The sequence below is a fragment of the Dactylosporangium sp. NPDC051087 genome (assembly GCF_055586325.1).
Map to the genome: position 1 here is coordinate 486026 of NZ_JBVJIJ010000003.1, position 19458 is coordinate 505483.

Below are 19458 nucleotides of genomic sequence, written 5' to 3' on the forward strand. Positions count from 1 at the left end.
TTTTCCCCCCCCCTGGTTGGGTTTTTTTGTTTTCTGTTCCCTTGAGGACTCCCATTTCTTCTCCTTCGTGGTTCCCCCCCCCCTACCCCCCCCCCCTCCCCCCGGGCGGACTACTCGATCACCGAGGACCAGGACTCCTGCGACTTGGCGAGGGCGCTGTCGACGGTGGTCTTGCCGGTCAGCACGAGCTGGAGCTGCTCGTCGAAGCTGCGCATCAGGTCCTCGGCCTTGGGCAGGCCGACGAACTCGTTGGCCGGGTAACCCTGCTGGTAGATGTCGAAGGCGGTCTTGAACAGCGGGTCACTGTTGCTGAAGTCGGGCTTGGCGTTCTTGTTGCCCGGGAAGCCGTTCGCGATGGTGCTCAGCTTCGCGTTGGCGTCCTGGCTCATCAGGTAGGACACGAACTTGAACGCCTCGGCCTTGTGCTTGGTGGAGTTGGAGATGCCGATGCCCCACGACGCGTACGGGATGCCGCGCTTGCCGGTGTAGCCGTCCGCGGCCGGCAGGGCCGCCACCTCGAACTTCAGGTCCGGCTTGTTCTTCTTGATCAGGTTGATGTGCGCGAGGGAGTCGATCATCATGCCGACCTGGCCGTTGGTGAACTTCTCGACCTTGTCCTGCTCTTTCATGGTGAGCGAGCCGGGGGCGATGACACCGGCGTCGTTCAGGCTCTTGACGTAGTCGATCGTGCTCTTGACCTGGGCGCTGGTCAGGTCGGGCTTGCCGTCGGCCAGCATGCTGCCGCCGGACGCCCAGAGCCAGGACATGACGTCGTTCTGGATGCCGTTGGGGACGGCGGTGTCGAGCGGGAGCGCCCAACCCTTCGTGTCACTGCCGGTCGCGGTGATCTTCTTGGCCGCGTCGAGGAACTGGGTGCGGGTGGCGGGGACCTCGGCGACGCCTGCCTTGGTGAGCAGGTCCTTGTTGACGAAGAGCGGGTAGACGAAGTTGACCACCGGGATCATGTAGGTCTTGCCCTTGATCTGCACCTGACTGGCGAGCTGGCCGGCGTCGTAGTTCGCGTCGGTCATCAGCTTGGACATGTCGGCGATGGCGCCCTGCTTGGCGAAGTCGTTGACCCAGGCGCCGTCGAGGCCCACCACGTCGGGCAGGGTCTTCGACGCGGCGCCGGTGATCAGCTGCTGCTTGGTCGACGCGTACGGCGCGCTCAGCAGCTTGATCTTGATGTTCGGGTTCTGGGCGGTGAAGTCATTGACGATCTTGTCGAACTCGCCGGCCGGGAGCTCGGCGCCCCACCACTGGGCGAACTCCAGCGTCACGCTGCCGTCCGCGGCGGCGCCCGAGTCGCCGGAGCCGCACGCCGCCACGAACGCAACCATCGCGGCCGCTGTCACCGCCCCCACCACTCGCCTCAGCCGGGTTGCACGAACTGTCATGGCGGACTCCTTCTATATCGAGATCCTTCTGTTCTGTGCTGCGTTGGCGTCACGTTAGCAGCGTGTTACAGGCAAGTACAAGAGAAGAACAGCAGAAAACTGCGGAGTGCTGCATACTGTTGCGCCATGAGGCGGAACACGACTTCCCGCTGCGGCCTTCTGGACGGTGGTTTGCCCAGCCAGTGCTGGGTTTCAGCCCGCTATGCCCACTGCTGCGGCTCTTCGCGGCTCTGCGCGGCGATGCGCCCAGGGGGCCCGCATATGTGGCATACTCCCGCACTGACAAGGGGGAACCAGTGACTGTTGGCAGGGACGAACGGCAGCGCCACCTACCCGCCGGACGCAAGGCTCAGCTGGCCGGGTATGTCGCCGAAACCGGCCAGGTCACGGTGGGTGAGCTGGCCGAGCGCTTCGGTGTCTCGATCGACACCGTGCGGCGCGACCTCGATCAGCTGGCCGCCGACGGCATCCTCGTGCGCACGTATGGGGGCGCCGTCAGCCTGTCCACGGTCGCCCGCACCGACCGCGCCGTCGACCAGCGGCTCGCCGTGCAGGAGCAGGAGAAGGAGAAGATCGCGGCGCTGGCCGCGACGCTGGTCCAGGACGGCTCGACCATCATGATCAACGGTGGGACGACCACCCTCGCGTTCGCCCGCAACCTCGGGCAGCACCGCGACCTCACCGTGGCGACGAACAATCTCCTGGTGCCGGGTGCACTCCCACCCACGGCCATCCGCGACATCTACATGTTCGGCGGCGCGGTGCGGGCGCTCACCCTCGCCACCATCGGCCCGGTCAGCTTCCGTGCCAACACCGGCGCCGAGCTGGACATCAGCTGCGACCTCGCGCTGATCGGCGTCGGCGCGATCGCCGCCGACGCCGGCTACACGACGAGCAACCTCGCCGAGGCCGCGATGATGCAGGAGATGATCTCCCGGGCGGCCCGCGTGGCGATCCTCGCCGACTCCTCCAAGTTCGGCCGCCGCCTGTTCGCCCAGGTGTCCGAGCTCGGCGCCGCCGACTACCTGATCACCGACACCGCGCCGCCGCCCGACCTGCTGGACGCCCTGAAGGCCAGCGGCGTGGAACTGATCACCCCTGCCGCCAGGCCCCTGGCCCAGCGGTAGGCCCCGGGGCGTGGACGGGGTCGTCGCGCGAGGTGCGGGCAGTACGATTTAGGGGTAATTGTTCCTGATAGCCGGTCGGATGTCTGGTGCTGTGCCAGGACACCACGGTCGCACGTATCTGACTGCTCGTCGTCCTGACTGATTTCGCTCCCGTGTGGGGCCGCAGCGACCGACGTGTGAGGGGTGCGGTGGCTGATGCGCACGCGTCTGGTGTCGTTGCTGTTGCGCCCGGTGCAGCCACCCTTCGCGCTCGGGCTCGTGGTCGCCGCGGCGCTCATCGTGGTGGAGACGCTCGTCCTGTTCCCGCTCGAACGGGCCACCTACGAGAGCGCCAAGGGCCTGGTCTACCTGTTCGGCGTCCTGCTGATCTCGACCGTGTGGGGTGTCCGGCTGGGGGTGCTGACGTCGGTGGCCAGCGCCCTGGCCCTCGACTACTTCCACGTCCCGCCCTATTCGAGCCTGGACATCTCGGCGCGGCAGAACCTGGAGGGCTTCGCGTTCTTCATCGTCGCGGGGATACTGACCAGCGGCCTGACGGACCTGGCCCGGTCGCGTTCCGTCGAGGCTTCCGAACGGCGCAAGGACGCCGACCTCGCGGCCGAACTGGCCCATCTCATGCTGGGCGCGGACGACCTGCGTTCGGCGCTGGTGACGGCGTCGAACCGGCTCGCTGAGGCGTTCGCGTTGCCGTTCGCGGCGATCGAGCTCGGCGCGGTCACCGCGGACGAGCGCCAGACCGCGTTCCCGCTGTGGGACGGTGCCACCCGCCTGGGGACGCTGCTGGTGCCCGTCGACCTGTCCAAGAGCCTGTCGGCACGGCTGCGCCAGCGGGTGATCCCCTCGCTGGAGGCGCTGCTGTGCGCGGCCTTCGACCGGGAGGCGAACCGTGCGGCGCTCAGTGCGCTGGTGGCGGAGCAGGCCGCGTTACGCCGGGTGGCGACGCTGACCGCGCGCGGCGCCTCGCCGACCGAGGTGTTCGGGGCGGTGACGACCGAGCTGGGTGCGCTGCTGGGTCTGCACAGCGCGGCGCTGATCCGCTACGAGGCCGACGGCACGGCCTCCCGCGTCGCGGGCCACGACGTCTTCGCCGGCGATGTGACCGACACGCACGTCCCGCTCGACGGCGACAGCGTCACCGCGGCGGTGCTGCGCACCGGCCGCCCGGTCCGGATGGACAGCTGCGGCTCCCGTTCCGGGGTCGGGGTTCCGGTCATGGTCGAGGGGCGCCTGTGGGGCGCGGCCGTCGTCGTGTCCACGGAGTCCGCGCCGGTACCGCCCGATGCCGAGGCGCGGATGGCCGACTTCACCGACCTCGTCGCGACCGCGATCGCCAATGCCGCCAGCCGCGCGCAGCTGACCGCGTCCCGCGCCCGCATCGTCGCCGCGGCTGACGACGCCCGGCGCCGGTTCGAACGCGATCTGCACGACGGCGCGCAACAACGCCTCGTCCTGCTCAGCCTGGAACTACGCATGGCGGAGTCGTCGATGCCGGCCGATCAGGACGGGGTCAGGGCACTGCTGTCGGGCACCGCGGAGGGTCTGAGGGGCGTTCTCGACGACCTGCGGGAGATCTCGCGCGGGATGCATCCGGCGATCCTGTCCAAGGGAGGGCTCGGCCCGGCGCTCAAGACGCTCGCCCGCCGCAGCGGGCTCCCGGTCGAGCTCAACCTGCAGCTCGACCGGCAGCTGCCGGAGCCCGTCGAGGTGACCGCGTATTACGTGGTGTCGGAGGTGCTCACCAACGCCATCAAGCACGCCTGCGCGTCCGCGGTGCGGGTCGACGTCGAAGCGGGAGACGGGGTCCTGGAGATCATGGCGCAGGACGACGGGATCGGAGGAGCGGATCCCGGCAGCGGGTCCGGGCTGATCGGCCTGCAGGACCGCGTCGAGACGATCGGGGGACAGATGGAGCTGGTGAGCCCGCTCGGGCACGGCACCAGGCTGCTGGTCAAGATCCCGATCGGCGACGCGTGAACGAACGACCACAGCGGCCGCGGCGGTCATTTCGGCATCAGGCGCTTATACCTGCCTGAGCGGGGCAGGTCGCAGGCCGTGCGGGGATTCTGGGATGCGCTGACAGCCGGCATCGGTCGTCTGACGCCGGCCGAGTGGATTCAGATCATCGCGGCCATCGGTGCGGTCGCCGCGGCGGTCGCCGCCTCCTCGGCCGCCCGCGCGGGGCGCAGCGCGGCCCGAACCGCCGCCAAGCAGCTGCCGGAGTTGCAGAAGCAGGTCGAGATCAACGCGGCGCAGGCGAAGGCCGCCGACGAGCAGGTCGTCCTCGCCCGGGAGATGCTGCAGTCCGCCACGGTGGCGGTCCGGGAGGCGGCACGCACCAGGACGGACGAGCGGGCTCCCCTCGTCGTCGCGCTGGTCGAGGCGCCGCAATGGCCCCCGCTGATCGACGCGACGCGTGATCGGATGCCCTACGGCAACGAACTGCGGCTGCTCGACCAGCGTTCTGTGGCGCAGGCCGAAGCGGCCTCGCCGGCGCGGCTCTTCGCGCGGAACGCGGAGCGCAACCGGCTCATGTGGTTTCAGACCAGGGGTGTACTGATCAACGAAGGCGCGACCACCGCACGGGTGCGGCTCGATGACGAGGCCCAGTTCGTGGAGGAGACCGCCGCGCGGCGGGAACGGCTCCTGCGACCGGGGGAGGTGGCCCGGTTCGAATGGGGAGCGGGTCACACGATCGCCGATTGGGCGGACGCCCGCAGGAAGCCCGACCCGCCCAACCCGCTCGGCGCCTGCTTCCTGACGATCACCGTGTTCGACTCGTTCGAGCACGGCGTCTTCGACCACATCCACATCGTCATGAGCGGCCGGCCGGTCGTCGCGGTGGACGACGCCTTCGACGAGGTGCGGCTCGCGTCCCGGGAGTCCGAGGCGGACATGGAAGTCACGGTCTTCCCCACCCGGCGCACGTACCGCTCCGACGGTTCGCGAAGGGAACCGCTTCCCTGGGACGGCACGTACGCCCCGTGGTGGAGGGAGAACGGCGGGCGCGCCGCGGAACTGACGTAGCGCACTCGTCCCTGGCGCACCGGCAGTTTCGACGTCCAGCTCAGGGGTAGCGATCGGCGCCGGGCCCGCGTGGGTCGCCGCAGGCGTTTGCATGTCCTCGAGCTTGGAGTCCGCGTGACCGCGATAAAGCCCCAGCCGGTGCCGACCGTCAGGCGCCTGCGGCAGGTCCGGCCGGCGACCAGAGGATCCGCGCTGGGACGGCTGCTGCGTACCACGGACGCGAAGCAGATCGGCATCATGTACCTGGTCACGTCGTTCGTGTTCTTCGCCGCCGGTGGCCTGATGGCCCTGCTGATGCGTGCCGAACTGGCCCGGCCCGGCCTGCAGTTCCTGTCCGCCGAGCAGTACAACCAGCTGTTCACCATCCACGGCACGGTGATGCTGCTGCTGTTCGCGACCCCGATCGTGTTCGCCTTCGCCAACTACATCGTGCCGCTGCAGATCGGGGCCCCCGACGTCGCCTTCCCGCGGCTCAACGCCCTCGCCTACTGGTTCTACCTGTTCGGCGGCGCCCTCGTCGTCGCCGGGTTCATCACCCCCAACGGCGCCGCCGACTTCGGCTGGTTCGCCTACGCCCCGCTCAACAGCGTCACCAACAGCCCGGGCGTCGGCGCCGACCTGTGGATCGCCGGTCTCGTGCTGTCCGGTCTCGGCACCATCCTCGGCGCCGTCAACATGATCACCACGATCCTCACCCTGCGGGCGCCCGGCATGACCATGTTCCGGATGCCCATCTTCACCTGGAACATCCTCATCACCGCCGCCATGATCATCATGGTGTTCCCGCTCCTCGCCGCGGCCCTGCTCGTCCTGCTCGCCGACCGGGTCCTCGGCGCGCACGTCTACGACCCCGCCACCGGCGGCGCGATGCTCTGGCAGCACCTCTTCTGGTTCTTCGGCCACCCCGAGGTGTACATCGTCGCCCTGCCGTTCTTCGGCATCATCACCGAAGTCATCCCCGTCTTCAGCCGCAAACCCGTCTTCGGGTACAAGGGCATGGTCGGCGCCACCATCGCCATCGGGGCACTGTCGATGAGCGTGTGGGCGCACCACATGTTCGGCACCGGCCAGGTGCTCCTGCCGTTCTTCAGCTTCCTCAGCTATCTCATCGCCATCCCGACCGGCATGAAGTTCTTCAACTGGACCGGGACCATGTGGCGCGGGCGGCTCACCTTCGAAACCCCGATGCTGTTCGCCGTCGGATTTCTCGTCACCTTCCTCCTCGGCGGGTTGTCGGGTGTACTGCTCGCCTCGCCACCGATCGACTTCCACGTCACCGACACGTACTTCGTCGTCGCCCATTTCCACTACGTGCTGTTCGGGACGATCGTGTTCGCGGTGTACTCCGGCGTCTACTTCTGGTTCCCGAAGATGACCGGACGGATGCTCGACGAACGACTCGGCCGGGTCCACTTCTGGCTCACGTTCGTCGGCTTCCACCTCACCTTCCTCGTCCAGCACTGGCTCGGCACCCAGGGCATGCCCCGCCGCTACGCCGACTATCTGGCGACCGACGGGTTCACCACCCTCAACACCATCTCCACCATCGGCTCGTTCGTCCTCGGCGCCGCCACCCTGCCGTTCCTGTACAACGTGTGGATCTCCTACCGGGCCGGCCGGGTCACCGAGCTCGACGACCCGTGGGGTCACGGCAACGCCCTCGAATGGGCCACCAGCTGCCCACCGCCGCTGCGCAACTTCGACCGGATCCCCCGCATCCGCTCCGAACGGCCGGCGTTCGACGCGAAGTTCCCGGAACTGGCCGCGGGCGGCCAGTCGGCGGCCGGACCGCCGGAAGGCGGCGCCAGACCGTTCCTCAGCGAGTCCGACGACGGAGCGAGCTATCTGGACCACCGGGACCCGGATCAGGAAGGTCCGTGACCCGCCGCGGTGGATCTCCTCCTCCCGTCATCCCGCGCGACCGGTGGAAACGGACTGGCAGCCGATTCTCTTGATTACGCTCTGAATTGATCGCACGTCGGTTTGATCGGTGAGCGGAGAAATCATGAAGACCCTTTTGGCGATGCCTGCCGTACGCGAATGCGCTGCCGTCGCGTGCAGCTTCAACGACGGTGGCTGTCACGCGCCGGCGGTGACCGTCGCGGCGGCCGGTCCGGCCGCATCGTGCGCGACCTACGTCGAGTCCTCGGTGCGCGGGGGCACCGCGGGAATCACCGGCAGCGTCGGCGCGTGCGCCCGCACCGACTGCGTCCACAACACCAGCCTGGCCTGCACGGCGCCGTCCGTCCAGGTCGGCCCGGACGTCACGGTCAGCGACTGCCTGACCTACCGGACGGCGTGACCTGCCCGGAGTCATAGCGGTGCCGGCCTCGGCCCGACTGCGGTGGGGGGAGGCCGGCGTAGCGCCTCAGGTCGACGGAACACGACGCGATGGCCGCACAATGATGCCGTGATCCCATCGCCGCCCGCGCCTGACGCCGTATTGTTCCGGGCCTCCACGGGCCGGACTGGCGCGTATTGTGCCGGCATCGCCGTCCTGGTCTGGCTGGCCGTCGCCGGGGTCTACGCGGGGCTGGCGACGCTGCTCGGCCGGCCGGTCGACCGCACCGCCGACCTCCTCGCCGTTCCGCCGTCGCTCATGCCGTCCGCCGTCGTCCTCTGCGTGTCGCTCGTGCTGCTGATCCGCAGCCCGCACTGGGTCCGGCTGTCCGCCGCCGGGGTGGAGATCGGCACGACCCACGCCCGGGCGGTCCTGATCGCGTGGCCGGACGTGGAGTCGGCGACGGTCCGCGGCCGGTCGGTCCTCGCCAACCTCGACGTCGTCGCGCACCCGGCGGCGATGACCTCGTTGCAGGACGCGGAGGGCCGGCCGCCCCGCAGGCGCACCCGCGGCGGGCGGCGGGGCTACCCCGTGCAGGTCGGGCTCTTCCCGGGCGGCCCGGCGGCGGTGACGGCCGCACTGCGCGCCCGGGGCGTCCCGGACGCCTCCCGCTGACGCACGCCGCTCGAGTGTGGTCGGGTGGCCGAAGAATGCGACGGCATGATCGGAATCAGGGTCTCGCAGCGCCGGACAATCGTTTGGAGCGGAATGGTTTTGTTCCGGACGGAGTGTCAGCACAATGCGATTTCTTGAAGGGTAAATCAATCGGTATTCGTCGTTATGTCAGACGGATAGCCGCTCGTATTCCGCATTAGCTCCCCCGACACTGGACGGGTCGCGATGACCACGACACGAGGGGAGCGTAAGTCATGGCACACCAGAAACCAGTGAACAAGCTCAGCCGGCGAGGCATCCTCACCGGAGCGGGCGCTGGCGGCGTGGCGGCGGTCGCCGCCGCCGTCACGACCGCCGGACCGGCGGCCGCCGCACCCGGCGACCCGGTCGTCCAGGGCGCCGACAACAACGCCGGCGCCGCGTCCACCGTCCTGCGCTCGACCGCCGACACCGCCACGCTCGACGTCCGCAACACCGCCACCGTCGCGGTCGACGCCACGGGCTTCGACGCGGGCGTCGTCGGGTACTCCTCGAACGGCAACGGACTCATCGGGCGCAGCGACATCGGCACCGGCGTCATCGGCATCGCCGGCGACCTCGGCGGTGTCGGCGTCATCGCCTCCGCGCCGGACGAGTTCAGCAAGACCGCCCTCGCCGTCCGCGGCCAGGCGCGCTTCAGCCGCAGCGGCACCGTCACGGTGCCGGCCGGCGCCAGCAGCGTGACCGTCGGTGGGCTGCAGGTCTACGCCTCCACCCGGGCGCTCGCGGTCGCGCAGCGCAGCACCGCCGTGTGGGTGAAGGCGGCGGTGCCGAACCCGGCGACGGGCCAGCTGCGCCTGCACCTCAACGCCGCGGCCCCCGCCGGTGGGGTGCCGGTCGCCTGGTGGCTGCTGGAGGCTTGAGCCGGCGCCACGGCAGGGTTCCTGAGCGGTGGCGCCCGCCGGGACCGACGAAGCTCCGTGCGGAGCCGGTCCCGGCGGGCGCCACCGTGCTCGTCCCTCAGGACGCCTCGGGCCGGCGCTCCGGTGTGTCCTCAGCGTCCCGGGCGGTGCGGGCCGCCCGCGCGACGGTGGCCGCGCCGCTGGTGAGCGCCCGGCGCCAGGGCAGGGTGCCGTCGATCTCGACCTGGAGCGAGAAGCTGAGGAAGGTCCGGATGAGCACGATGAGGCCGAGGACCGCGACGTTCTGCATGGTGGGCGCGACGGCGACCGTGCGGATCAGGTCCGCGGCGACCAGGACCTCGAGGCTGAGCAGCAGGACCCCACCGAAGGTCTCCCGCAGCGCCTGGTACGCCCGGCGCCCGCCGGCCCGCCGCCAGGTCCGCACGGCGAGGCCCACCGACCACAGCAGCCCGAACACCAGCACGCCGCCGCCGAGCGCGTCGAACCCCTGCGCCACGTGCTCCATCAGGCCGGTGAACGTCATCGTGTCTCCCGGCGCCGCCTGATCGAGCCGCGCCCGTCAGATCCGTGATCATCACCGGCGGGCGAGGCGACGCTCGCCGCGGGACCCCTGGGCGTACACGAGGTTGTAGTGCGCGAAGATCGCGGCCTCGTCGCCGGCCGGGAGCTCTCCCTCGGTGGAGATCGACGGGGCGGCTTTGACCTGACGCTTGAGATGCCGCACCTTGAGGTAGCCGGGGCCGACGGTGGCGTCGGCCAGCGGCACGAACACCAGCCGGTGCCGCATCGGCATCCCCACCGTGACCGTGGCGAACGACGGCTGATCGGTCACGGTGTCGACGTAGATCGACTCCAGCGGGCCGATCCTGTCCCCGTCGGTGTCGACCACGTCGCGGCCGAGCCACTCCCGGACGTCCTCTGCCTCAAACACGACTTCCTCCTGACAGCAATCCCCGTCGCACTCGTGCGATGCACTACCCACGAGCGCGTCTTCACACCGCCAGGGTCACCAGCCGCCTTCGAAGAGGCCGAGGAAACCCGGGCCGGGATCCGTGGCGTTGCCGACGTTTGCCACGACCACGACCGTCAGGGCCAGGGCGACCAGCGCCGACAGCACGCCGTAGGAGGCGAGGACCCGCCGGACCGGACCCACCGCCGACGTGCGCCGCCGCCACAGCAGCACGCTCGCCGCGACCAGGACCGCGACCACGACCGTGGCGATGACGGCGATCACCCAGTGGTACAGCGCGTAGTCGTCGATCATCCGTCGCAGTACCGGCGAGGCGGTCTGATGCTCGTGCACCACGCCGTACACCTGCCGCCGGACCTCGCCGAGCGGACCGGCGAGCTGCGCGTCGGGCGGGCTGTCCACGAGCATCGGCAGCAGCGACGCGAACGGTGCCGCGGCGCCCTGCAGGTTGGCCATGACGACCACGAGGGTCCCGAGCGCGAAGGCCGTGGTGAACACCCCACCGGCGGCGAGGGCGATCCGGTGGCGGCGGGCTTCGGCGTACCGGCGCCAGATCCGCAGACCGAGAGCGACGAGCGCGGTCAGGAGCAGCGCCGCGATCACCGCCTTGGCGACGTGGTATCGCAGCCAGTAGTCGGAGATGCGCTGCATGGCGGGGGTGAGATCAGCGTCGCCGGCCCGCCAGTAGCCGGGGAACGCCCCGCGGACCGCCGACCTGAGTGCCCCCTCACCGGCGTGGTCGCCGCCCGCGAGGGTGCCGGGAGCGGCCACGAACGCGACGGCGAGCGCGACCACGAGCGCCGTCAGCGCCGCCGGTGTACGGGCTGTGCTGGTCGCCGGTGTACGGGCTGTGCTGGTCGCCGGTGTACGAGCTGTGCTGGTCAAGGAACATCCTCCGGGTCGTTCGGTCAGGGTGGTTCGACCGTAGAAGCGGGAAACGGACACCCCCTCGGCCGCGTGGATGAGCCGGCCGCAACTTTGGATTCCTTTCGCCGAAACTGTCACACCCGCGACTTAGAGTGATGCTGCACCAGGGGAGGTGATCATGGGACGGTGGCAGCGGCGGCCGAGAGTGACGGACGCGGTGCTCGCCTGCGCGCTCGCCGTCGCGATGGTCCTGCTCCGGCAGAGCGCAGGCCCGCCCGAGTGGCCGACCGCGCCGTTCTCACCCGACGACCCCGGCACCGCCGCCGCGCTGTGGACGCTGCTGGTCGCGCAGGCCGCCCCGATGCTGTGGCGCCGCACCCACCCGTGGACGGTCATGTTCGCGACCAGCGTGGCCTATGTGGCGTTCGAGCTCGTCGACCCGGTCATCAGCTTCCGCGACGGTCTACCGCTCGCGTTCGCCGTGTATGCCGTCGCCCGGTATGCGCCGCCGCCGCTGAGCCTCGCGTCCGTGGGTGTGGCGGCGGTCGCCATGTTCGGGCACGACGCGGTCTATCGGCCGCTCGCCGGCACGCCGCTGCCACCGGCGCTGCGGCCCGGGATCATCGAGGTCACGGTCGCCGTCGGCCTCATCGCCGGGTTGTGGCAGCTGGGCAGGTCGCAGCGGCACATCCACGCCGACGCCGCCGAGCTGCGGGACCTGACCGCCCGGCTGCGCGCCGAGCAGCAGCGCAGCGCTGAACGCGCCGTCACCGCCGAGCGCGCCCGCATCGCCCGTGACCTGCACGACCTCGTCGCCCACCACGTCAGCGCGATCGCCATCCAGGCACGGGCCACCACCGAGGTCATCGCCGACGACCCGCCGCTGGCCGGCCGCGGCGTCAAGGCCATCGGCGCCGCCGCCGACACCGCCCTGCTGGAGATGCGCCGGCTGCTGAAGCTGCTCTCCGACGGCGAGGCCGCCCAGGACCCGGAGCCGTCGCTCGGCCACCTGGACCAGCTGGCGGCGCTCGCGACGACGGCCGGCTGCACCGTCGACCTCGACGTGTCGATCGGCCCCGACGTGCCCGCCGCCGTGCAGGTGTCCGCATACCGCGTCATCCAGGAAGCACTCACCAACACGCTGAAACACTCGGGCGCCGTGGCCGTGCGGGTGTCCGTGGAGCAGGACGACCGGACCCTGAAGGTCGACATCGCCAACGGCCCGCCCGTCCCCGGCCACCCACCCGTGCCGGGCGCCGGCCTCGGGCTGATCGGGATGCGGGAGCGGGTCGCCCTGTTCGGCGGCACCCTGCGGACCGGCCCGTGTCCCGGCGGCGGTTGGCGGGTGGCGGCGACGTTTCCGTGGGAGCGCGAGCCGTGACCGCCCCCGCGCTGCTCGCCGCCAAGGGTGACGGCTTGGACCGGGGCGCCGAGACGGATCGCGGCCACCCAACGGCCGGCCGTCACCGGGCACTCGCCTGTGCCGTGTGCCGGTCTCGGGTTGCTCGGGGTGTGGGCCGGGTTCGCGCTGTTCGATGGCGCTCTGCGCCCCCGGCCCGTGTCCTGGTGGCGGTTGGCTGCGGCGCTCGGTGGGAGGGCGAGCCGTGACCGTCACTGTGCTGGTCGCCGCCGGAGGTGGTGGCGTGGATCGGGGCGTCGAGGCGGATCGCGGCCACCGAACGTCCAGCCGTCGCCGGGCACCTGCCTGTGCTGGGTGCCGGTCTCGGGTTGCTCGGGGTGCCGGGCGGGGTCGTGCTGTTCGGCGGGACTTTGCGGGGCGATCCGTGTCTCGCGGTGGTTGGCGGTTTGGCGCCGACGTTTCCGCGGGAGGACGAGCCGTGACCACCACCGCGCTGGTCGCCGCCGAAGGTGGCGGCGTGGACCGGGCGTCAAGGCGGATCGCGGCCACCCAACGGCCGGCGTTCACCGTGCACCGGCCTGCGCCGGGTGCCGGTCTCGGGTTGCTCGGGGTGCGGCAGAACGCTCAGCCGGGTCCGGTCCAGGGGAGTGCGACAGTGGACCGCGCTGTTCGGCAGCGCATTGCGGACCCGGCCCGTGTTCTGGTGGGCGGTTGGCTGCGACGTTTCTGCGGGCGAGTGAGCCGTGACCGTCACTGCGCTGATCGCCGACGCTTCGGAGACGGCCCGTGCCGCGTCGCGGGCGGTGCTGGTGGGTGGCGGTCCGGCCGTCGTCGGCCGTCGGTGTGCCGGGTGCTGGTCTGGGGTTGCTTGGAGTGCGGGGGCGGGGTCGCGCTGTTCCGCGGGACTCTGCGGGCGGGCCGTGTCCCGGTGGCGGTTGACGGCGACGTTGCCGTGGGAGCGCAGGCTGTGACCGTCGCCGTGCCCATCGCCGACGACGATCAGGAGATGGTCCGTGCCGCGCTGTGGATGATGCTGGTCTGCGACTGCCGGTCAGGTCCGCGCCGGTCAGGTCAGCGGCCGTCAGGTCGTCCGGCGGTCGTCGGGCGTTGCCCTGTGCCGGGTGCCGGTCTGGGGTTACGCGGGTCGCGGGGGCGGGTCGCGCTGTTGGGCGCCACGTTGTGGACCGGCCCGTGTTCCGGCAGCGGTTGGCCGCTGGCGGCGACGTTTCGGTGCGAGGGTGAGCTGTGACCGTCACTGTGCTGATCGCCGATGATCAGGAGATGGTCCGTGCCGCGTTGCGGGCGATCCTGGAGCGGCGCACTGGTCTGCGGGTCGTCGGCGAGGCGGCCGATGGCGAGCGGGCCGTGGCGCTCGCCGCCGCGGAGCGGCCGGACGTCGTGTTGATGGACGTGCGGATGCCGGGCATGACCGGGGTCGAGGCGACCCGCCGCATCGTCGGCGGGTGGCCGCACCCGACGCCGGCGCCGAAGGTGCTCGTGCTGACCACGTTCGACCTCGACGAGTACGTGCAGTCGGCGTTGCGTGCCGGTGCGAGCGGGTTCCTGCTGAAGAACGCGTCGCCGGATCAGCTGTGCGACGCGATCAGGGCGGTGGCGGCGGGGGACGCGGTGCTCGCCCCGGCGGTCACCCGACGGCTCATCGACACCCTCGCCGCCACGCCCGGCTGGGCCACCGCGCCCGGCGGAGGTGGTGTGACTGGCGGAGGTGCCGCGGCTGGTGGAGATGCTGTGCCCGGTTGGGCCGGCGGACCTGGCGAAGGTGCCGCGGCTGGTGGAGGTGCCGTGTCCGGTTGGGCCGGCGAACCTGGCAGAGGCGGTGTGCCCGGCACAGATGCCGCGACCGGCCGGGCCGCCGGACCTGGCGGAGGTGCCGCGGCTGGCAGAGGTGCTGTGCCCGGCTGGCCCGCCGAGCCCGGCGGAGGTCGTGCGGTCAGCGGTGGTGCTGAGCGCGGCCGGGCCGGCGCGCCCGGCGGAGGTGCTGGGCCCGGTGGAGGTTCCGGGCCCGGTGGAGCCGCCGCTTCCGTCGCTCGGCTGACCGATCGTGAGCTGGAGGTGCTCGTGCTGCTTGGGCGGGGGCTGTCCAACGTGAGGATCGCCCGTGCGCTGTCGCTGTCGGAGGCCGGGGTGAAGAGCCGCGTCAACCGGATCCTGACCCGTCTCGGCCTGGAGAACCGGACCCAGGCCGCCATCCTGGCCCGTGAGGCGGGTCTGCTCGACCGGTCCGGATGAGCGTCTGCTGGCCCGCCGCGACGAGCAGTTCGCCGGCGTAGACCTCGAGGCGGCACACGGTGAGCGTCCTGCCGGCCTTGAGCAGAGGCGGGTCGGGTTCGACTACGTCACGTTCTTCAGCGAGGGCCAGCGGATGGCCACCGGGGCAATGCCCCGTCATGCGCTACAACCGGCACCTGCGCGACCTCATCATCACCGGCCGCGCCGCGCCACTGTGGAGGCGGGCGATCCCCGCCCGGCGAGCCTGGTGCCCGTGGGCCGTTGTCGCCGGCCTGCCTGGCCGCCGACGACACCGGCTGGGACATCGACATCGAGTCCGGCTACCTGCCGCGGTCGGTGCTGTTCCGCGGGTGGACCGGACAGCCGGGCACGGGGGCGGTCACCGCGGCCCGATCGTCCGGGTCGAGCAGCCCGCCGGAGCGCTCTTCCAATTCATCGACGGATAGCTCTATGATGCTGATCAATTCGTTGTGATCTCTGTCGGAGGTGGCCAGTGCGGAAAATGACGATCCGTCACAAGAGTGCCGTGCGCCTGTTGTCCGGAGCCCGGCGGCTCTGGATCGAGTGGTGCTGGTAAGACGCGGCCGGGCGGGCGCCTCCGAGCGCCCGCCCTACGACTGCCACCGCGACCTCGGCCCGTACGCAGGAGTCGACGCGTTCCTCGCCGATCTAGCCCGGGAACATCCCCGGCAGGCCGCCCGCCATCGCGTCGAGCTGCACTCCATCGTCCCGGCCCTGGACCCGGCCACGACGGCCGCGGCGGACGAGCAGCCGATCCGGTTCCACCCCGCCCGGCGTACGGCCGCCCTCGCGTTCGGAGCATCGGAATTCGTGGCCGCGTGCGCCAGACGCCGCCCCCTGACCGTCCACTTCGTCCACACCGACGCGGCCGACGAGACGACAGCGGAACTCCTCGCGACGCTGACGCGGCGGCTCGCGTCGACGCCGATGGAACTGCACCTCCACGACGGGGGAGCGCCCGAGCCTGAGGCCGAATCCCGGCCGACCCACCTGCGCGCCATGCTGGGCGACAGTCTGGCGCGCGGCTTCTACCACCACGCCGTGCGCACCGCGCGGCGCGGCCGGGCCGCCGTCACCCCCGAGACCGACCTTGCCCTCTGGTGGTCGTTCACCACGGGACTGGCCACCGCCCTCGCCGCGATCGGCGACGCCGGTGAGGCACTCCAGCTGTACGCCGAAGCCCAGGCCGCCACCGACGATCCAAAGATCACGATGTCGGCCGCGTACTCCACGGCCATGCTGCACGCCCGCCACCTTCCCCCGGCGCAGCAGAACCCGGACATGGCCAGGCAATGGCTGGAGCGGGCACTTCGCCTGGCACAAGACATCACCGACGAACGCCGGCGTGTCGTGTCGACCGTCTTCTACGAGCAAGGCATCGCACTGCTGGACAGCCGCGAGGGCCGGGCGGACCAGGCGCTGGAACTGGTGAACTCCGGTCTGGCGAAGCTGTCCACCGTCCTGGGCGCCGACGAGCGCCGGCAGGACCAGGCCCGCCTCCGGCACAACCGGGCCCAGCTCCACCTGGCGCTCGGCAGCGCCGCGGAGGCGCTGGCCGACCTCGACGATGTCATCGCCTTCGACCCCGGCAACTGCGAGTACCACGTCGACCGGGCCGCCCTGCACCGTGCCGCCGGTCGTACGAGCGCGGCCTTGGACGACTACGCGGCGGCGATCCGGCTGGGACCGCACCTGCCGGAGGCGTACTACAACCGCGCGACGCTGTATGAGGAGACCGGACGCGGCGGGGCGGCACGTGAGGACCTGCGGCGCGTCCTGGCCATCGACCCGGCCCATCTCGACGCCCGTGTGGCCCTCGCGAACCTCCATCTCGCCCGGGGTGACCTCGCCGCCGCCGAAGCATGCGTACGGTCGGCGCCGGCCGAGCGGCGCGACGCGCCCGCGCTGCTGTGCACGCTGGGCCTGATCCGCTCCGAACGCGGTGCCCTCGACGAGGCCGACGATCTGCTGACGCGGGCCCTCGACGCCGACCCCGGACTGGCCGAGGCGTGGACCAACCGGGCCGCCGTGCGTTTCGAACGCGGCGACGCCACCGCTGCCGTGGCCGACCTCGACCACGCGGTGCTGCTGTCGGGCGCGGCCGAGCCTCGCTACAACCGCGCCACCGCGCTGATGCGGTTGGAGCGCTGGGACGAGGCCGGTGCCGACCTGACCGCCGCGCTGGCCGTGCCCGGCCTGGACGCCAAGCTCCGCCGCGACCTGCGCACCGGCCTCAACCGCTGCCGCGCTCACACGTCATCCCGCCGGCACTGACGTCACCTGACCCGAGGCGGCTGCGCGACGAGTTCTCGGTGGCGCGCATGGAGGAGTACCGGTGGGTCCGGGTCCTGCTGCTGGTGCGCCCGGCATCAGGGACGGCACCAGCAGCAGGACTGCCCGGCTGATTTAGCTGACCAGCTTCCAGGGGCCGTTCTTGTCGCCCGGCTTCTGGTTGCGGGTGTACCACTTCGCCTCGTACACGTGGTTCTGGTACGTCACCCGGTCACCGGCGTTGTAGACCCGCGTCGGTGCCCACGCCGCCGGGCCGCCACCCGGCGGCGGCGGGGCGATCTCCTCCCACGGGCCGTTCGGGTCGCCCGGTGCCTGGTTGCGGGTCCACCACATGGCACGCCACTGCTTGCCCTGGTACGTGACGTACTCGCCGGTGTTGAAGATCCGCGACGCCGTCCACAGCGCGGCGCCGTCCTCGGCCATGGCGATCTCCTGCCACGCGCCGTTCGGGTCGCCGGGCTTCTGGTTCTGCGTCGCCCAGGCCGCCTGGTACACCTTGCCCTGGTAGGTGACCCGGGCGTTGAACTTGTACTGCGTGGTCGCGACCCAGGCCGGCGGCAGGTTCACCGTCACCGCGACGCCGGCCTCGGCCGGCTCGTAGCCGTCGGTGCCGAGGTAGGCCGCGGTCAGGTTGTGGACGCCGCCGGACAGGCCGGCCGGCAGGGTGAAGCTCGCCTTGCCCGCGGCGAGTTCCGCGGTACCGCGCGGCGTCGTGCCCTCGCGCAGCTCGACCTTGCCGGTGACCGGCAGGCCGCCGGCGGCCACGGTGACGTCCACCTTCGCCGCGGTGCCCCAGTCGACCGGCGCGGCCGTCGCCGTCACCTGCGGCTTGGCCTTGACCGTGCGGAAGACCGCCGGCTGGGCCACGGCCGCGCCGCCGTCGGCGCTCGTCGCCGAGACGATCCAGCCGTACGACGTGGCCGGCGCGAGCCCGGACCAGGTGACCGTCGCGGTCCCGTTCGCCGTGACCTCCTGCTGCGCGATCGTACCGCCCGGCACGTACAGCGCGAGGGAGTCGGTGGCGAACGACGTCTTGCGGGAGGTGAGGTCGACCGGCAGGGTCAGGTTGTCCTCGGCCCCGTTGTACCGCGGCTTCGTCTGGCTGCCGTCGGCCCGGATGTCGTACTCGGTCGCCCCGAAGTTGTTCAGGAACGGCGAGTACGTGTCGATGTGCACCTCGGCCCGGTCGACGTCGAACTGCAGCAGGCGCAGGAAGCTCGCGCCGAACTGGAGGCGGTCGGTGGCCTTGTGGTCCACCGTGCCGTCGCCGTTGACGTCGATGTTGCCGCTTGCGTCGACCCGGCCGGGCCACAGGTCACCGGCGGACACCGTGTAGAACTGGTAGTCCGCCAGCAGCTCCACGACATCGTGGGTGACCGTGACGCCGACCTTCGACCTCACGTTGGTGCCGACGCCGTGCTCGTGGCCGGCCAGCACCAGGAAGACGTTCGGGTTGGCCTCGACGACCTGCTTGTAGAGCGGCGAGCCGTCCGGCGCCGAGAAGCCCGCGCCGCGGCCGTCCGGGTTGACCGACGGCTTCAGGTAGTCGTGCGACAGCAGGATGCCGTTGCGGTCCTTGTACCGCTTGAACACCGAGTCGGCCCACCTGGCCTCCTGCGGCGTCACGCCGTAGGACAGGCCGACCGCGACGAAGTCCAGGCCGCCGGCGGAGAACAGCACGTAGTTGTTCTGGTTGTCCTTGCCGGGGATGACGCTGCCGTCGGCCGCGACCTGCTCGTCCCAGGCGTGGTACTCGGTGCCCGCCGGCCAGCTCTTGGCGACACCGTAGTACCGCCCGGCGCTGAACGTCTTGCTGAACCGCGAGTCCGGACCGGTCTCGGCGCCCAGCTGGTCGTCGTGGTTGCCGGCGATGACCTGGTTGACCACGCCGTTGTCGTCGAGCACCTTCTGGTACTCCGACGCCGCCGTGAGCTCCCGCTCGACCTGCTCGTTGAGGCCGGGCCGCAGCAGCGTGCCGTCCGGGTTCTTGGCGAGCGGGTCGTAGTAGTCGTTCTCGATGATGTCGCCGGTGTGCGCGGTGTACGCGATCTTGCGTCCCTCGCGGTTGTCGGCGATCCACTGGGTGGTGTTGCGGTACGCCGCGGCCCAGATCGCCTGCTCCTCGGCGGCCATCACGTCGGAGGGCTCGGCGCGGCCGTCCCAGTCGTCGTAGGTGCCGCCGGCCGCGCCCTCACTGAGCCCTGATCCACCGATGAGGTTTCGGTGCTGGGCTGGCCTGGGTTAGTGATCTTGTTGTGCTGGTCGGGCGTGTGGGGGTGACCGGCCGGGTCG

The 19458-nt window shown here is 71.1% G+C and carries 15 protein-coding genes; 10 read left to right on the forward strand and 5 right to left on the reverse strand.

The features are described 5' to 3' along the window. Positions 1-110: 110 nt before the first annotated feature. Complete coding sequence (locus ACZ6TV_RS08780; protein ID WP_465296575.1) at positions 111-1340, reverse strand: ABC transporter substrate-binding protein; 1230 nt, start codon at positions 1338-1340, stop codon at positions 111-113. A gap of 353 nt (positions 1341-1693) precedes the next feature. Between ACZ6TV_RS08780 and ACZ6TV_RS08785 the strand changes: the two genes are divergently transcribed. The 7 genes from ACZ6TV_RS08785 (at position 1694) to ACZ6TV_RS08815 (ending at position 9406) form a co-directional block, all read left to right on the forward strand. Continuing rightward, complete coding sequence (locus ACZ6TV_RS08785) at positions 1694-2524, forward strand: DeoR/GlpR family DNA-binding transcription regulator (protein WP_465296576.1); 831 nt, start codon at positions 1694-1696, stop codon at positions 2522-2524. A 195-nt stretch (positions 2525-2719) separates the two neighbouring features. After that, positions 2720-4498, forward strand: coding sequence for a sensor histidine kinase (locus ACZ6TV_RS08790; RefSeq protein WP_465296577.1), 1779 nt, complete (start codon positions 2720-2722; stop codon positions 4496-4498). A gap of 78 nt (positions 4499-4576) precedes the next feature. Further along, on the forward strand, positions 4577-5548 hold the full coding sequence (locus ACZ6TV_RS08795; RefSeq protein ID WP_465296578.1) for a hypothetical protein: 972 nt from the start codon (positions 4577-4579) through the stop codon (positions 5546-5548). Between the two features lie 114 nt (positions 5549-5662). After that, the gene (gene ctaD / locus ACZ6TV_RS08800; protein ID WP_465296579.1) at positions 5663-7429 is read left to right on the forward strand and encodes an aa3-type cytochrome oxidase subunit I; all 1767 of its coding nucleotides are present in this window, start codon (positions 5663-5665) and stop codon (positions 7427-7429) included. Positions 7430-7553: 124 nt separating this feature from the next. Then, positions 7554-7850 (forward strand): DUF1540 domain-containing protein, encoded by a 297-nt coding sequence (locus tag ACZ6TV_RS08805; protein ID WP_465296580.1) that lies wholly within the window; start codon positions 7554-7556, stop codon positions 7848-7850. A 108-nt stretch (positions 7851-7958) separates the two neighbouring features. Next, positions 7959-8504, forward strand: a complete 546-nt coding sequence (locus ACZ6TV_RS08810) for a hypothetical protein (RefSeq protein ID WP_465296581.1) — start codon at positions 7959-7961, stop codon at positions 8502-8504. A gap of 272 nt (positions 8505-8776) precedes the next feature. Continuing rightward, on the forward strand, positions 8777-9406 hold the full coding sequence (locus ACZ6TV_RS08815) for a hypothetical protein (protein ID WP_465296582.1): 630 nt from the start codon (positions 8777-8779) through the stop codon (positions 9404-9406). A gap of 97 nt (positions 9407-9503) precedes the next feature. On the opposite strand, the gene ACZ6TV_RS08820 is transcribed toward ACZ6TV_RS08815, so the two are convergent. The 3 genes from ACZ6TV_RS08820 to ACZ6TV_RS08830 all read right to left on the reverse strand — a co-directional run bounded on the left by ACZ6TV_RS08820 (position 9504) and on the right by ACZ6TV_RS08830 (position 11261). Beyond that, complete coding sequence (locus ACZ6TV_RS08820; protein ID WP_465296583.1) at positions 9504-9929, reverse strand: DUF1622 domain-containing protein; 426 nt, start codon at positions 9927-9929, stop codon at positions 9504-9506. A gap of 51 nt (positions 9930-9980) precedes the next feature. After that, on the reverse strand, positions 9981-10337 hold the full coding sequence (locus ACZ6TV_RS08825) for a PRC-barrel domain-containing protein (protein ID WP_465296584.1): 357 nt from the start codon (positions 10335-10337) through the stop codon (positions 9981-9983). Between the two features lie 75 nt (positions 10338-10412). Then, complete coding sequence (locus ACZ6TV_RS08830) at positions 10413-11261, reverse strand: LrgB family protein (RefSeq protein WP_465296585.1); 849 nt, start codon at positions 11259-11261, stop codon at positions 10413-10415. Positions 11262-11421: 160 nt separating this feature from the next. Between ACZ6TV_RS08830 and ACZ6TV_RS08835 the strand changes: the two genes are divergently transcribed. The 3 genes from ACZ6TV_RS08835 to ACZ6TV_RS08845 all read left to right on the forward strand — a co-directional run bounded on the left by ACZ6TV_RS08835 (position 11422) and on the right by ACZ6TV_RS08845 (position 17148). After that, complete coding sequence (locus ACZ6TV_RS08835) at positions 11422-12624, forward strand: sensor histidine kinase (protein WP_465296586.1); 1203 nt, start codon at positions 11422-11424, stop codon at positions 12622-12624. Between the two features lie 1224 nt (positions 12625-13848). Beyond that, positions 13849-14853: a response regulator gene (locus ACZ6TV_RS08840; RefSeq protein WP_465296587.1), complete on the forward strand. Its 1005-nt coding sequence runs from the start codon at positions 13849-13851 to the stop codon at positions 14851-14853. Between the two features lie 567 nt (positions 14854-15420). Further along, complete coding sequence (locus ACZ6TV_RS08845) at positions 15421-17148, forward strand: tetratricopeptide repeat protein (RefSeq protein WP_465296588.1); 1728 nt, start codon at positions 15421-15423, stop codon at positions 17146-17148. 132 nt (positions 17149-17280) lie between these two features. Here the strand turns inward: ACZ6TV_RS08845 and ACZ6TV_RS08850 are convergent, their stop codons facing one another. Further along, positions 17281-19299: a carbohydrate-binding protein gene (locus tag ACZ6TV_RS08850; RefSeq protein WP_465296595.1), complete on the reverse strand. Its 2019-nt coding sequence runs from the start codon at positions 19297-19299 to the stop codon at positions 17281-17283. Between the last annotated feature and the right edge of the window lie 159 nt (positions 19300-19458).